Genomic DNA, 14,772 nt, shown 5'->3' on the forward strand with positions numbered 1-14,772 from the left:
TGCGCAGACACGGGTGGTGCCTCGGCGGGTGCAGAGCAAAGGACGCAGGACAGGCGCACGGTCCCTCAGTGCGGCGACCAGGCTGGTAGCCATGCCTGCGACGGTTGTGGGTAGACCCCGGTGTGGTCGACGGCTTGCGGGTGGTCGTGGTCGGCGCCGGCTTCTCCGGGCTCGCCGCCGCGCTGGCGCTCACCCGTGCCGGCGCCCAGGTGCGATTGTTGGAGGCCCGAGACCGGGTGGGCGGTCGGGTGCTGACCCGATGGCTGCCCGAGCTCACGCAACTCGACCTGGGGGCGCAGTGGATCGGGCCGACCCAGGACCGGATGTACGCGTTGGTCGCCGAGCACGGGTTGGCCACCTTCGCCTCGGCATCGGTCGGCGCGCCCACAGTGCTCTGGGCCGGTGCGCCCCGGGCCGAGCCGCCCGCACAGGTGGGCCGGGTGCTCGGTCTGCTCGACGAGTACGCCGCACGACTGGACCCGGCCGCACCCTGGGCGACGCCGGAGGCCGCACTGTGGGACCGGACGACCCTCGGCGGGTGGCTCGCCGCCACGGCCGGGGACGACGACACCGCCGACTACCTGGGGCGGGTGCTCGCCGGCGGGCTGCTGGCCACCGGCGCTGACGAGCTGTCCCTGTTGCACCTGCTGTTCTACCTGCGCAGCGCCGGCGGGACCGGGCCGTTGCTGGGGATGGCCGGCGGCGCGCAGCAGGACCGGATCGTGGGCGGGCCGCCGACGCTTGCCGAACGGATGGCCACCGCCCTGCCGCCCGGCGCGCTGACGCTGGCCGCGCCGGTGCGGGCCATCGAACAGACAGCCGCCGGCGCGACGGCGTGGACCGACACCGGGCGCGTCGACGGCGATGCCGTGGTGGTCGCGCTGGCCCCGGCACTGGCCGGCCGGATCCGGTACGACCCGCCGCTGCCCCCGTTGCGCGACGGGCTCACCCAGCGCATGCCGATGGGTTCGGCGCTGAAGGTGCACGCCGTCTACCCGGAGCCGTTCTGGCGTGCCGACGGGCGCTCCGGGGTGGCCACCACCAGCGCCGGTCCGCTCACCGAGACGGTCGACAACTCCACCCCCACCTCACCGACCGGGGTGCTGACCGGGTTCAGCTACTCCACCGACGCCGCCACGCTGCGCGGCATGTCCTCCGCGCGGCGTCGACGATGCCTGCTGGAGGCGTTCGCCAGCGTGGTCGGGCCGCGCGCCGAGGACCCGGTGGATCTCGTCGAGTACGACTGGTCGGCCGACGAGTGGACCCGGGGCTGTTTCTCCGGTGCGTTCACCCCGGGCACGTGGCGGACGTACGGCCCGCACCTGCGGACGCCGGTGGGGCGGGTGTACTGGGCGGGCACCGAGACGGCCACCCGCTGGAGTGGCTACCTGGAGGGCGCGGTGCTCGCCGGTGAACGGGCGGCGGCCGAGGTGCTGACCGGCTGAGCGGCACGACCGCGCCGGCCCGGTCTCGGCGGGACCGGGCCGGCCACGGCCCTGGGTGCTACCCGGCCGACCCGATCACAGAGGACCGGGCCGGCGCGGGCACCCCGGTCAGGGATAGGTGGTCAGGTACACCTGCTGGTTGGCCGCGTTCGCGGTGCCACCGGCGTTGTTGATCACCCGGTTGATGGTGCCGACGCCTCCGAGCGAGACGGTGACCATGTTCGTGAAGCGCACGTTCGGGTTGGTGGGCACCTCGAAGGCCCGCTCCTCCACGACGGCGGGGTTGACGTTGAAGTAGCTGTAGCTGCCCAGCCCGAACGCCTGGTGGCTGGTCACCGAATCGGCCACCTTGTACGCGGCGTAGCCCCGGGTCGACCCGTTCATCCAGGCCGCCTGGTTGGGCGGGTCGTAGGGCAGTTCGTTCTGGTAGAAGTACGTCCGCCCGCCGTTGCCGTTCCAGATGGTCTGGTACTTCTGGTAGTGCTCGACGAAGAGGCCGTACATGGTGACGTTGTCGCCGTTGACAGTGAGCCCGGTGTCGGCGGTGTTCAGCGTCCACCCGGTCGGTACGCCGCTGGCCGCGTGGTCGGCCCGCCACAGCCACATGTGGTCGCCGATCACGTTGTCGCTGTTGACGGTCAACGTGTTGGTGGCCTTGCCGACGTGGGGCCCGCCGATGCGGAAGAACACATCGTGCAGCGAGGTCGGGTTGCTGGCGTGGCTCGCGGACGAGCCGGACGGCCCGACCTCCATCAGCACCGGCGAGTTCGTCGTGCCGGCCTCGAACATGATGCCGGCCACCTTCACACCGTCCACATCGGCCACCCGCATGCCCACCGCGCCGTTGTCGGCCTGGATGGTGGCCAGGCCGAGACCGAGGACGACGGTGTCGGCCCGGTTGACCTGGATCGGCTCGGTGACGTGGTGCACGCCCGGGGTGAAGAGCAGGTGCCGCCCCTGGGCGAGGGCCGCGTTGATGGTGGCGGCGCTGGTGCCGGGCTGGACCACGAAGAACTGCGACAGCGAGATGGACGAGCCGGCCGGGGTCTTGTTGTACCAGCTGGTGCCTGTCGAGTTGGTGCGCAGCGCGGGCACGAAGACCCGGTACTCACCGGTGCCGTCGACGTAGAGGAACGGCTTCTCCCGTATCTGTGGGGTCTGCGGGATGACGGTGTGCGACGGGTTGGGAAAGCTCGGCGCGGGAGCGCCGTTGACGCCCTGGAAGACCATGTTCCACACCGAGCCGGTCCAGCCGTTACCGAACTCGCTGTTGCGGGAGTACCACTGCTGCTGCGAACCGGAGACGACCAGGCCGTCGATGCGGGTGTCGGCCATCAGGCCACCGCTGGACCAGCCGTCGCCGCCGTTCCAGAGCTGGATCTGGTTCTGCGCGCCGCGCAGGTGCATCCGCCGGTACGGCGCCGCCTGCGACACCGCCCACCGCTCCACGGTCTGCCCGGCGGGCAGGGTGACCGACAGGTTCTCGGCGGCCCGCCAGAAGTTCTGGGTGGCGTTGCCGCCGAACCAGAACGCCTCGGCACGCACGTGGCCGTTGAGGTTGACGTCGTCGGGGCTCATGCCGAGGCCGGCGACCTGGGTGAAGAAGCCGAGGTTGACGTCGGCGGTGTAGTTGCCGGGCTTGAACAGCACCGCGTGGCGCTGCGGGCCGAACTGGTTGGTCTCCTGCTGGGTGAAGAGGGTGTTCAGTCGACTCTGGATGGTCGACGTCGGCGTGCTCGGGTCGAAGACGTAGGTGTTCGGCCCGAGGTTGGGGTTGTACGGGTCGGTAGTGCCGACCGGGGGTTCACTGGTGCCGCCGGTCGTGTTCACCGCCAGCTCCCACAGCGAGTAGCCGTAGGCGGTGCCCCGGGCGGTGCCGTGCATCCGCAGGTAGCGCCCGCTGCCGGTGACGGTGAGGGACTGCGTGCCGCCGGTGGCCGTGGTGGTGGAGTAGATCGTCGTCCAGGTGGCCCCGTCGGCCGAGGTCTGGAGCTGGAAGGCCCGGGCGTACGCGGCCTCCCACGTGAGAACCACCCGGCAGATGGTGCGGGTGCTGCCGAGGTCGACGCGCAACCACTGCGGGTCGCTGGCGGTGCTGGCCCAGCGGGTGCCCGGGTTGCCGTCGACCGCTGCGGATGCCGCGAGGCCGGCGTCCTGGCTGGACGAGGCGGTCGCCGGGCCGCCCTGCGCGACGTTGGTGCTGCCGCAGGTCGGCGTGCTGCCGCCGGTCTCGCCGTACACCTGGAACTCCCAGAGCGAGTAGCCGTAGCCGGTGCCCCGGGCGGTGCCGTTCATGCGTACGTAGCGGCCGGCGCCGGTGACGGTGAGGTTCTGGGTGCCGCCGGTGCCGGTGGTGGTCGAGTAGATCGTCGTCCAGGTGGCACCGTCGTCGGAGGTCTGGAGCTGGAAGGCCCGGCCGTAGGCGCCCTCCCAGAGCAGGTTCACCTGACTGATGGTGGCCCGGGCGCCCAGGTCGACCTGGAGCCATTGTGGGTCGCTGAACGCGCTGGCCCAGCGGGTGCCGGTGTTGCCGTCGACGGCCGCGGAGGCCGGGGTGCCGGCGTTCTCGCTGGACGAGGCGGTGGCGGGGCGGCCCTGGGACAGCAGGGTGGGTGCGGCCTGCGCGGGAGCGGTGGCACCGGTCGGGGTGAGCGCCGCGACCAGGGCCACGGTGAGCCCGACCAGCAGATGCCGGACGACGCGTCGAGGACGCGGGCGTACGGATGTTGCACGAGATGTCATGACATCGCCTGTCGATAGGGGGCTACGAGGGGGTGCCGCGTGGATGGGATCGGCTCGCCCCGTGGCGCCGTGGGTGGTGCCGCCGATGCGGCGTCGCGGGTCGGAGAGCGCTCTCGTAGGAGTGTTGCGGCGAGATTGCGACGGCGTCAAGACATCGATCTATAACTTCGTTATTTATCCCGAGGATTCTTTTTGGGTAATTTGCCGACGGCGCAGCAGTCGTTCCCGCTCAGCGGCGGACGCCACCCTCGGTGAGGAAGCGGGCGATCGGGAGGGTTGCCGCGCCCAGCGCCACCGCGTCGACCCCGAGCCGGCACAGCTCGATCGACGCCTGCTCGTACGGCTGGCGCAGCGCCTGCCGACCGGCGGCCTCCCGCACGGCCGGCAGCAGGTCGCCGAGGGCCATCGCCGCCCAGCCGCCGAGCACCACGCGCTCCGGGTTGAACAGGTTGATCAGGTTGGCCACCCCGGCGCCGAGGTACCCGGCGGTGTCCTCCAGCACCCGTCGGGCGGTGGCCGAGGTCTCGGCGGCGGCGACCAGCGCGGCGATCTGAGACTCCTCATCGTCGCCCGGCACCGGTCGACCCCGGCGCGCCTCCCGGTAGCGGTCGATGATCGCCTCCGCGCCCACGTACGCCTCCAGGCACCCGCGCGCGCCGCACCGGCAGACCCGGCCGCCGTACACCAGGGTGGTGTGCCCCCACTCCCCCGCGCTGCTGGACGCGCCCCGGTAGGTGGCGCCGTTGGTCACCACCGACGCGCCCACCCCGGAGCCGACAAGCGCGAAGACGGCGTGCCGGGCGCCACGGCCGGCGCCGAACCACATCTCGGCCTGGCCGAGGGTCTTCGCGCCGTTGTCGATGTGCAGCGGAAGGTCGGTGCCAGCGCCGATCAGACGCTCCAGCGGCACCCGGTCCCAGCCGAGGGCCTGGGCGTGCACGACGGCCTCGGTGCCCTGCTCGACCACGCCGGAGACACCGATGCCGACGCCGAGCACGTCGCCGGGGGCCACCCCGGCCTGGCCGGTGACCGCCTCGATGCCGGCCAGCACGTGCCCGGCCACCAGGTCGGGCTCGGTGCGGGCCGGGTCGAGCGGGTACTCGACGCTGGCCAACAGGGTCATCGCGAAGTCGAACAGCTCCACCCGGACCCGGGTCTCGCCGACGTCCACGCCGATCAGGAAGGCGAAGCGGGGCGCGATCCGCAGCAGCATGCTGGGCCGGCCGCCGTCGGACTCGGCGGCGCCGACCTCGGCGACCAGCCCTTCGTCGATCATGTCGGCCACCACGTTGCTGACCGCGGGTTGGCTCAGCCCGGTGCTGCGCACCAGGTCCTGCCGGGTGAGCGGGCCGTCCAGGAAGAGCTTGGTCAGCAGGGCGGACCGGTTGCGCAACCGCACGCTGCGGTTGGTGGCACGCGCCAGCTCCACTCGTCACCTCGTTCCCGTCGGCCGTTCGAGGCGACTGTAACCGCCTCGTGCTTGACGACCCACCGGCCAGCAACTTTAATGACGACATAAATTAAGCCGTGATGTAACTCCCGGGAAACGCCGACGGACCCCGACGGCGCACCCCCGAACCCTGTCCGCAGCCGGCCCCCGTCGCCCGACCCCTATCGGTGACGAAGGCCGGCGGACCCCCACCACGCACCGGAAGGGCTGACCCGTGTCGAGACGACACCTCGGGATATTCACCGCCGCCGTACTGGCGGCCGCCTCGCTGACCGCCTGCGGAGGCTCCGGCGACGACTCCGCCGCATCGCCGAAGACGCTCACCTACTGGGCCAGCAACCAGGGCGCCAGCCTGGAGGCCGACAAGACCATTCTCCAGCCGGAGTTGGACAAGTTCGAGAAGCAGAGCGGGATCAAGGTCACCGTCGAGGTGGTCCCCTGGTCGGATCTGCTCAACCGCCTGCTGGCCGCCGCCGCCTCCGGCAAGGGCCCGGACGTGGTCAACATCGGCAACACCTGGTCGGCGTCGCTGCAGGCCACCGGCGCGCTGGTCGAGTTCGACGACGCCGCCCTGCAGGCCGTCGGAGGCAAGGACCGGATCGTGCCCGCCGCGCTCGCCGCCGCCGGCGCCCCCGGCAAGCCGCCGGCCGCCGTGCCGCTCTACAGCATGGCGTACAGCCTGTACTACAACAAGAAGTCGTTCGCCGACGCCGGCATCACCGCGCCGCCGACCACGTGGGAGCAGCTCGCCGAGTACGGCAAGAAGCTGAGCACCGGCGGCAAGTGGGGCCTGGCGATCGAGGGGGCCAACCCGTCGGAGAACGCCCACCACGCCTTCACCTTCAGCCAGCAGTACGGCGGCGAGTGGTTCGACTCGGCCGGCAAGCCGACCTTCGACACCCCGCAGAACGTCTCGGCGATCAAGCGGTACATCGACTTCATGGCCGCCGACAAGATCACCAACCCGAGCAACGCCGAGTACGCGCAGAACCAGTCGGTCTCCGACTTCGCCAACGGCAAGGCCGCCATGCTGCTGTGGCAGTCCGCCGGGTCGAACCTGAAGACGCAGAACATGCCCGCCGACGCGTACGGGGTGGCCCCGGTGCCGTTCCTGGCCAGCCCGCCGGCCGGCGGCAAGAAGGTCAACAGCATGGTCGCCGGGATCAACATGGCGGTCTTCAAGCACACCAAGAACAAAGACGGCGCGCTGAGCTTCGTGAAGTTCATGACCAGCGACGAGGAGCAGACGATCCTCAACAAGACGTACGGCTCGCTGCCGGCGGTGAAGACCGCTGCCTCCGACCCGGCGTTCAGCGCCACCGAGCAGAAGACCATCCAGGAGACCCTTGTCACCACCGCGGCTCCGCTGCCGCAGGTCCCCGATGAGAGCACCTTCGAGACCCTGGTCGGCACCGCGATGAAGGAGCTGTTCGCCGACGCGGCCAGCGGCAAGCCGGTCACCGAGGCGTCGGTGAAGGCCAAGCTGACCGACGCGCAGCAGAAGATGCGCTGACCCAGGCGTCACCGGTGGCCGTGGTCGGGCGCTGAGCCCGACCATGGCCACCGCCTCCGAGAGGACCCCGATGGCAACCAGCACCACCGCGCCGGACGCCGACCGACGCGAACCCCGGGCCGGCGACCCGGCCCGGCGGCCGGCCCGCCGGCCCCGCGGCCCCCGCCGCTCGCTCCTGCCGTACCTGCTGCTCGCACCGGCCGTCGTGCTGGAACTCGCCATCCACGTGATCCCGATGGTGGTCGGGGTCTGGATGAGCCTGCTGGAGCTGACCCAGTTCCACATCCGTGACTGGTCCACCGCGCCCTTCATCGGGCTGGAGAACTACCGGGCGACGCTCGACCTCAACAGCGCCGCCGGCAAGGAACTGCTGCACTCGTTCTGGATCACCCTGGCCTACAGCCTGCTCTCGGTCGGGTTCGCCTGGCTGCTCGGCATCTCGGCGGCGGTGGTCCTGCAACGGCCGTTCCGTGGACGCGCGATCCTGCGGGCGCTGTTCCTCACCCCGTACGCGCTGCCGGTCTACGCCGCCGTGATCACCTGGAGTTTCCTGCTCCAACGCGACACCGGCCTGGTCAACCACGTACTCGTGGACCAGCTCGGGCTGATGAACGAACGGCCGTTCTGGTTGATCGGCGACAACAGCTTCTGGTCGCTGCTGGTGGTGTCGGTCTGGCGCAACTGGCCGTTCGCGTTCCTGTGCCTCATGGCCGGGTTGCAGAACGTGCCCGGTGAGCTGTACGAAGCCGCCGCCATCGACGGCGCCGGGTTCTGGCGCCGACTGCGCTCGGTCACCCTGCCGATGCTGCGGCCGGTCAACCTGGTGCTGCTGCTGGTGCTGTTCCTGTGGACGTTCAACGACTTCAACACCCCGTTCGTGCTGTTCGGCGGTTCCGCGCCCGAGCAGGCAGACCTGATCTCCATCCACATCTACCGCAGCTCCTTCAAGACCTGGGACTTCGGCTCCGGGTCGGCGATGTCGGTGGCGCTGCTGCTGTTCCTGCTGGTCGTCTCGGCCGCGTACCTGCTGATCACCAACCGTCGGAGGGACGACCATGCGTGAGACCGCCGGTGAGCGTTGGGGCCGGCGCATCGTGCTGACCCTGCTCACCCTCTTCGTCGTCATCCCGCTCTACGTGATGGTCACCTCGGCGGCGAAGCCGTTGCAGGACGTGCAGAACGGCTTCACCTGGTGGCCCAGCCGGCCCACCCTGCAACCGTTCATCGACATGTGGAGCACCGTGCCGCTGGCCCGGTACCTGGTGAACAGCCTGGTGGTGTCCAGCATCGCGGCGATCTGCTCGGTGGCGGTGGCCATCTTCGCCGCGTTCGCGGTCAGCCGGTACCGGTTCCGCGGCCGGGGCCTCTTCTCGGTCACGGTGCTGTCCACGCAGATGTTCCCCGGCATCCTGTTCCTGCTGCCGCTGTTCCTCATCTACGTCAACCTGGGCAACGCCACAGGCATCGAGCTGTACGCCAGCCGCACCGGCCTGATCATCACGTACCTGACCTTCTCGCTGCCGTTCTCGATCTGGATGCTGGTCGGCTACTTCGACTCGATCCCCCGGGGTCTGGACGAGGCGGCGCAGGTCGACGGCGCAGGGCCGCTGCGCACCCTGTTCCAGGTCATCCTGCCGGCCGCCGTGCCCGGTGTCGTCGCGGTCACCGTGTACGCGTTCATGACCGCCTGGGGCGAGGTGCTCTTCGCCTCGGTGATGACCGACGAGGGCAGCCGCACCCTGGCCGTCGGCCTGCAGGGCTACTCCACCCAGTTCAACGTCTACTGGAACCAGATCATGGCCGCCTCGCTGGTGGTCAGCATCCCGGTCGTCGTCGGGTTCCTGGCCCTACAGCGCTACTTCGTCGCCGGCCTCACCGCCGGCGCTGTCAAGTGAGTCATCCACACCCAGAGGAGAACCGACCCGTGCCCGACCTGTCCAAGCTGCCACCCGACTTCCTCTGGGGTGTCGCCACGGCGGCGTACCAGATCGAGGGGGCCGTCGACGTCGACGGCCGGGCGCCGTCCATCTGGGACACCTTCTCGGCGACCCCCGGCAAGGTTGACAACGGCGACACCGGCGCGGTGGCGTGCGACCACTACCACCGGTGGCCGGAGGACCTGGCGCTGGCGCGCCGACTCGGCGTGGACGCGTACCGTTTCTCGGTGGCCTGGCCCCGGGTCATGCCCGACGGCGTCGGGCGGGTCAACGCCGCCGGGCTCGACTTCTACGACCGGCTCGTCGACACGTTGCTCACCGACGGGATCCGACCGTTCGTCACGCTCTACCACTGGGACCTGCCGCAGGTCCTGCAGGACCAGGGTGGTTGGCCGGAGCGCGCCACCGCCGAGGCGTTCGCCGACTACGCGGCGGTGGTGGCCGCCCGCCTCGGTGACCGGGTCGCCGACTGGTGCACCGTCAACGAGCCGCTCTGCGTGTGCTGGATCGGGCACCTGGAGGGCAACATGGCCCCCGGCGAGCGGGACCTTACCCGGGCGGTGCACGCCTCGCACCACGTGCTGCTCGGGCACGGCCTGGCCACCCAGGCGATCCGCGCCAACGCCGCCCGGCCGGCCTCGGTCGGTCTGGTGGTCAACCTCAGCCCGATCGAGGCGGCGACCGACCGACCCGAGGACGTCGCGGCGGCCCGCCGGGCGGACGGACACGTCAACAGGTGGTGGCTGGACCCGATCCACGGGCGTGGCTACCCGGCCGACATGATCGCCACCTACGGGGTCGAGCCGCCGGTACGTGGCGACGACCTGGCGGTGATCGCCACGCCGACGGACTTCCTCGGGGTGAACTACTACTTCCGTCAGCTGGTGGTCGACGACCCGACCGGCGCGGCCCCGTACGCCCGGCAGGTGCCGGTGCCCGGTTCGGTGGAGACCGCGATGGGCTGGGAAATGTACCCGGCGGGCCTGGAGCGGCTACTCGTCGACGTGCACGAGGAGTACCGGCCTAGCCGGATCATCGTCACCGAGAGTGGCTCGGCGTGGCCGGACGAGGTCACCCCGGACGGCACGGTGGAGGACAAGGAACGCACCGACCACCTGGAGCAGCACCTGGCGGCGTGCGCGGCGGCGGTGGCCCGAGGGGTTCCGCTGGACGGCTACTTCGTCTGGTCGTTGCTGGACAACTTCGAGTGGGCGTACGGCTACGACAAGCGCTTCGGGCTGGTGCACGTCGACTACACCACCCAGCGTCGGACGATGAAGGCCAGCGGTCTGCGCTACGCCGAGTTGATCCGCGCCCACCAGCGGCTCGCCCGCACCACCGGCACCGCGACTCCGGTGGCCTGAACGGGGGCGGTGCGAGCGGCCGCCCGGGGTGTCGCCCCCGGGCGGCCGCTCGGCTGCGCTCAGATCCGGGGCAGGTCGGCCGGGGTGTCCACGTCGACCGGGGACCCGACATCGTCACAGGGCACCTCGACCACCAGGTCCGGTCGGTCGCGCAGCAGGTCGCGAGCGCCCCGGTCGCCGACGGCGTACCCGTTCAGCAGCGGCCAGGTTCGTCGAGTCAGCAGGATCGGGTGTCCGCGCCGGCCGGCGTAGGTGGCGACCGCTATGACCGCACCGTCGGCGTACGCCGCGCGCACCCGGCGCACCGCGATCGGGCTGAGCAGCGGCTGGTCGACGAGGACCACGACGGCGGCCGGCGCGGCGGCTGGCAGCGAGGCCAGGCCCTTCAGCAGCGACGAGCCCAGTCCGTCGAACCAGCGATCGTGCCGGACCAGTACCGCGCCGGGCAGATCGGGCATCTGGTCGGCGCCCGCGCCGAGCACCACGTGCACGGGCCTGCAACCGCCGTCGCTGAGCAGCGTGATTCCGCGCCGCACCAGCGGCACGCCGTCCAGCTCGACCAGCGCCTTCGGGCGACCGTACCGCCGCCCGGCGCCGGCCGCCAGCAGCAGCCCGGCCGTCACCGGCATCACCCCCGTACGAAGGGCTTTGCGTTATTCGCCCTGGAATATACTGACAAAGCTAGTCTGGGCCGGTGCAGGGCGGAGGAGAGAACGCGACGACGATCGACGAGCGCCACTCGTCCCGGGTGACGGTCGAGGTCAACGGCGCGGCCCGCGAGGTGACCCTGGACAACCGCACCACCCTGCTCGACGCGCTGCGCGAGCACCTCGACCTGACCGGGGCGAAGAAGGGCTGCGACCACGGCCAGTGCGGCTCCTGCACGGTGCTCCTCGACGGCCGGCGGGTGAAGAGCTGCCTGGTCTTCGCGGTCACCGTGGACGGCCGGTCGGTGCTGACCGTCGAAGGGCTGGCCGGGCCGGACGAGCTGTCCCCGTTGCAGGCCGCTTTCATCGCGCACGACGCGTTCCAGTGCGGCTACTGCACCCCCGGGCAGCTCTGCTCCGCCCGAGGCATGCTCGACGAGGTCTCCCGAGGTTGGCCCAGCGCCGTCACCGACGACCTGAACACGGCCGCCGAGCTGACCGACGCGGAGATCCGCGAGCGGATGGCCGGCAACCTGTGCCGCTGCGCCGCGTACCCGCACATCGTCGCGGCCGTGCGCGAGACGGCGGCGTCCTCGTGAGGGCGTTCCGCTACCACCGGCCCGCCGACGTGGCCGAGGCGGTCGCCGTGCTGGCGGCCGAACCGCAGGCCGCCTACCTGGGCGGCGGAACCAACCTGGTGGACCTCATGAAGCTCGGGGTGCAACGCCCCGACGTGCTGGTCGACGTGACCCGGCTTCCGCTCGACACCGTCGAGGCGCTGCCCGACGGTGGGCTGCGGATCGGCGCGACGGTCCGCAACAGCGACCTCGCCGCCCACCCGGTGGTACGCCGCGACTATCCGGTGCTGGCCCGCGCCCTGCTCGCCGCCGCCTCCGGGCAGCTGCGCAACATGGCCACCACCGGCGGCAACCTGTTGCAGCGCACCCGCTGCGTCTACTTCCAGGACACCGGCAAGGCGTGCAACAAACGGGAGCCGGGCAGCGGTTGCGCCGCTCTGCACGGCCAGAACCGCGACCTGGCGGTGCTGGACTGGTCCGAGCAGTGTGTGGCCACCCACCCGTCCGACCTGGCCGTCGCGCTGGCCGCGCTCGACACGGTGGTGGAGGTGCACGACGCCGACGGCCCCCGTGACGTCCGGATCGCCGACTTCTACCGCTCCCCCGGCACCCATCCGGAACGGGAGACCACACTGGCCCGGGGCGCGCTGATCACGGCCGTGCGGCTGCCGCCCCTACCGGCCGCGCGCCGCTCGACGTACCTCAAGGTGCGCGACCGGGCCTCGTTCGCCTTCGCCGCCGGCTCGGTGGCCGCAGTGCTGGACCTCGACGGGGACGTGGTCCGCGACGTGCGTCTGGCGTACGGCGCGGTGGCGCACCGGCCGTGGCGGGCGTACCGGGCCGAGGAGGAGCTGCGCGGTCGTCCGTTCAGCCCGGAGCTGGCGGCCCGGGCCGCCGACGCGGAGCTGGCCGAGGCGCGCCCCTTACGGCACAACGGCTTCAAGCTGCCCCTGACCCGGGCCATCACCGTGCGGGCGCTCACCGAACTGGCGTCGTCGTGAGCACCGGGGCGGTCGGACGGGCGTACCCCCGCCTCGAAGGCCCGGCGAAGGTCACCGGCACGGCCCGGTACGCGGTGGAGTACCCGATCGACGGGGTCACCTACGGCTGGGCGGTGCCGTCGGCGGTGGTACGGGGGCGGATCACCCGGATCGACACGACCGAGGCGTTGGCCTCGCCCGGCGTGCTGGCCGTGGTGCACCACGGCAACGCGCCTCGGATGGCGCCCGGCCCGCAGCCGGAGCTGCGGCTGTTGCAGGAGCCGACTGTGCACTACCGGGGGCAGTACGTCGCCGTGGTGGTGGCCACCAGCCTGGAGGCGGCCCGCGAGGGCGCCCGACTGGTCCGGATCGACTACGACACCGGCCCGCACAGCACAGTGCTCACCGACGACCATCCCGGCCTGTACAAGCCGGACCAGGTCAACCCCAGCTATCCGACGGACACCGCCGAGGGCGACTTCGACGCCGGGTACGCGGCCGCCCCGGTGCGGGTGGACGTCACCTACCGGACGCCGGCGTACCACAACAACCCGATGGAACCGCACGCCACCACCGCGCAGTGGCGCGACGGGCGGCTCCTGGTGCACGACTCCACCCAGGGCGCGACACCGGTGCGCGCCACCCTCGCCGAGCTGTTCGAGTTGCCGCCGGAGTCGATCCGCGTCGTCGCCGAGCACGTCGGCGGGGGCTTCGGCAGCAAGGGGTACGCCAAGGCGTCGGTGGTGCTGGCCGCCCTCGCCGCCCGGCACGTGGACCGCCCGGTCAAGTTGGCGCTGACCCGCCAGCAACTGTTCGGGCCGGTCGGCTACCGCACCCCCACCATCCAGCGGGTCCGCCTCGCCGCCGACACCGACGGCCGGCTCACCGCCATCTGCCACGACGCGATCAGCCAGACCTCGACCATCCGGGAGTTCGCCGAGCAGACCGCCGTCTACACCCGCAGCATGTACGCCGCACCGCACCGCCGCACCACGCACCGGCTGGTCCGCCTCGACGTGCCCACGCCATTCTGGATGCGCGCCCCCGGTGAGTGCCCCGGCGCATACGCCCTGGAGTCCGCGGTGGACGAGCTGGCCATCGCCGTCGGCATGGACCCGGTGGAGCTGCGCATCCGTAACGACACCGCTGTCGACCCCGACCAGGGACGCCCGTTCACCAGCCGCAACCTGGTGGCCTGCCTGCGCGAGGGCGCACAGCGGTTCGGCTGGTCCGGCCGTGACCCGTCGCCCCGGTCCCGACGCGACGGACGCTGGCTGATCGGGACCGGGGTGGCCGGGTCGAGCTACCCGGCCCGAGCCCGGCCGTCAACGGCGACGGCCACCGCCCGGCCCGACGGGAGCTTCCTGGTCCAGATCAACGCCACCGACATCGGCACCGGCGCCCGGACGGCGATCTGGCAGGTGGCCGCCGACGCGCTCGGAGTGCCGCCGGAGCGGGTGGAGATCCGCATCGGGGACAGCGCGCTGCCGACGGCGCCGCTGGCCGGCGGCTCGATGGGGACCGCCAGCTGGAGCTGGGCGGTGATACGCGCCGCGCAGGCGCTGCGCGAGAAGCTGCGCGACGGCGGGCCACCGACCGGCGAGGTGACCGCCGAGGCGGACACCACCGAGGAGGTGGGCGGGCAACCCACGCTGCCCCGGTACGCGTACGGGGCGCAGTTCGTCGAGGTGCGGGTCGACGCGGACACCGGCGAGGTACGGCTGAACCGGATGCTCGGGGTGTTCGCGGCGGGGCGGGTGGTGAACCCGACGACGGCGCGCAGTCAGCTCATCGGCGGCATGACGATGGGGCTGTCGATGGCGCTGCACGAGGAGGGCCTGCTCGACGAGCGGTACGGCGACTGGGTCAACCACGACCTGGCCACGTACCACATCACCGGCTGCGCGGACGTGGAGTCCATCGAGGCGTACTGGCTGGACGAGCGCGACGACGAGCTGAACCCGGCCGGGGTGAAGGGCGTCGGCGAGATCGGCATCGTCGGCGCCGCGGCGGCGGTCGCCAACGCTGTGCACCACGCGACCGGCGTACGGATCCGGGAGCTGCCGATCCGGCTGGACAAGCTCATCGGAATATCAGACTTGGCTTAAATAAGCCG

At 71.6% G+C, this 14,772-nt stretch carries 11 protein-coding genes; 8 read left to right on the forward strand and 3 right to left on the reverse strand.

The genetic code is table 11. The features are described 5' to 3' along the window. The first annotated feature begins 122 nt into the window (after positions 1-122). Positions 123-1,445 (forward strand): flavin monoamine oxidase family protein, encoded by a 1,323-nt coding sequence (locus OHB44_RS18500; RefSeq protein WP_330437686.1) that lies wholly within the window; start codon positions 123-125, stop codon positions 1,443-1,445. 108 nt (positions 1,446-1,553) lie between these two features. On the opposite strand, the gene OHB44_RS18505 is transcribed toward OHB44_RS18500, so the two are convergent. Then, positions 1,554-4,187 (reverse strand): discoidin domain-containing protein, encoded by a 2,634-nt coding sequence (locus tag OHB44_RS18505; RefSeq protein ID WP_330437687.1) that lies wholly within the window; start codon positions 4,185-4,187, stop codon positions 1,554-1,556. 229 nt (positions 4,188-4,416) lie between these two features. Further along, positions 4,417-5,616 carry an ROK family transcriptional regulator gene (locus OHB44_RS18510; RefSeq protein ID WP_238686104.1) on the reverse strand — a complete coding sequence of 400 codons (1,200 nt, stop codon included), beginning with the start codon at positions 5,614-5,616 and terminating at the stop codon, positions 4,417-4,419. 235 nt (positions 5,617-5,851) lie between these two features. On the opposite strand from OHB44_RS18510, the gene OHB44_RS18515 reads away from it, so the two are divergent. The 4 genes from OHB44_RS18515 (at position 5,852) to OHB44_RS18530 (ending at position 10,451) form a co-directional block, all read left to right on the forward strand. Beyond that, a complete protein-coding gene (locus tag OHB44_RS18515) occupies positions 5,852-7,150 on the forward strand; it encodes an ABC transporter substrate-binding protein (RefSeq protein WP_238686103.1) in 1,299 nt (432 codons plus the stop codon). A gap of 70 nt (positions 7,151-7,220) precedes the next feature. After that, positions 7,221-8,213, forward strand: coding sequence for a carbohydrate ABC transporter permease (locus OHB44_RS18520; RefSeq protein ID WP_238686102.1), 993 nt, complete (start codon positions 7,221-7,223; stop codon positions 8,211-8,213). After that, positions 8,206-9,045 (forward strand): carbohydrate ABC transporter permease, encoded by an 840-nt coding sequence (locus tag OHB44_RS18525; protein ID WP_238686101.1) that lies wholly within the window; start codon positions 8,206-8,208, stop codon positions 9,043-9,045. The genes OHB44_RS18520 and OHB44_RS18525 overlap by 8 nt, the downstream gene beginning before the upstream one ends. A 29-nt stretch (positions 9,046-9,074) precedes the next feature. Continuing rightward, positions 9,075-10,451, forward strand: coding sequence for a GH1 family beta-glucosidase (locus tag OHB44_RS18530; protein WP_330437688.1), 1,377 nt, complete (start codon positions 9,075-9,077; stop codon positions 10,449-10,451). A 59-nt stretch (positions 10,452-10,510) separates the two neighbouring features. Here the strand turns inward: OHB44_RS18530 and OHB44_RS18535 are convergent, their stop codons facing one another. Beyond that, a complete protein-coding gene (locus OHB44_RS18535; RefSeq protein ID WP_330441250.1) occupies positions 10,511-11,080 on the reverse strand; it encodes a nucleotidyltransferase family protein in 570 nt (189 codons plus the stop codon). A gap of 119 nt (positions 11,081-11,199) precedes the next feature. Between OHB44_RS18535 and OHB44_RS18540 the strand changes: the two genes are divergently transcribed. Genes OHB44_RS18540 through OHB44_RS18550 form a run of 3 tightly spaced genes read left to right on the forward strand, consistent with a single transcriptional unit; the run spans position 11,200 to position 14,764 of the window. Beyond that, positions 11,200-11,697 carry a 2Fe-2S iron-sulfur cluster-binding protein gene (locus OHB44_RS18540; protein ID WP_330441251.1) on the forward strand — a complete coding sequence of 166 codons (498 nt, stop codon included), beginning with the start codon at positions 11,200-11,202 and terminating at the stop codon, positions 11,695-11,697. Then, positions 11,694-12,677: an FAD binding domain-containing protein gene (locus tag OHB44_RS18545; protein ID WP_330437689.1), complete on the forward strand. Its 984-nt coding sequence runs from the start codon at positions 11,694-11,696 to the stop codon at positions 12,675-12,677. The genes OHB44_RS18540 and OHB44_RS18545 overlap by 4 nt, the downstream gene beginning before the upstream one ends. Next, complete coding sequence (locus OHB44_RS18550) at positions 12,674-14,764, forward strand: xanthine dehydrogenase family protein molybdopterin-binding subunit (protein ID WP_330437690.1); 2,091 nt, start codon at positions 12,674-12,676, stop codon at positions 14,762-14,764. The genes OHB44_RS18545 and OHB44_RS18550 overlap by 4 nt, the downstream gene beginning before the upstream one ends. Positions 14,765-14,772: the final 8 nt, after the last annotated feature.

Source organism: Micromonospora sp. NBC_00821 (genome assembly GCF_036347035.1).
Taxonomy (GTDB): Bacteria; Actinomycetota; Actinomycetes; order Mycobacteriales; family Micromonosporaceae; genus Micromonospora; species Micromonospora hortensis.

What these genes read in the sequence shown, in the direction of transcription:
- OHB44_RS18535 (WP_330441250.1), bottom strand. Translation starts at nt 11,080, where the DNA reads ATGCCGGTGACGGCCGGGCTGCTGCTGGCGGCCGGCGCCGGGCGGCGG.
- OHB44_RS18520 (WP_238686102.1), top strand. Translation starts at nt 7,221, where the DNA reads ATGGCAACCAGCACCACCGCGCCGGACGCCGACCGACGCGAACCCCGG.
- OHB44_RS18525 (WP_238686101.1), top strand. Translation starts at nt 8,206, where the DNA reads ATGCGTGAGACCGCCGGTGAGCGTTGGGGCCGGCGCATCGTGCTGACC.
- OHB44_RS18505 (WP_330437687.1), bottom strand. Translation starts at nt 4,187, where the DNA reads ATGACATCTCGTGCAACATCCGTACGCCCGCGTCCTCGACGCGTCGTC.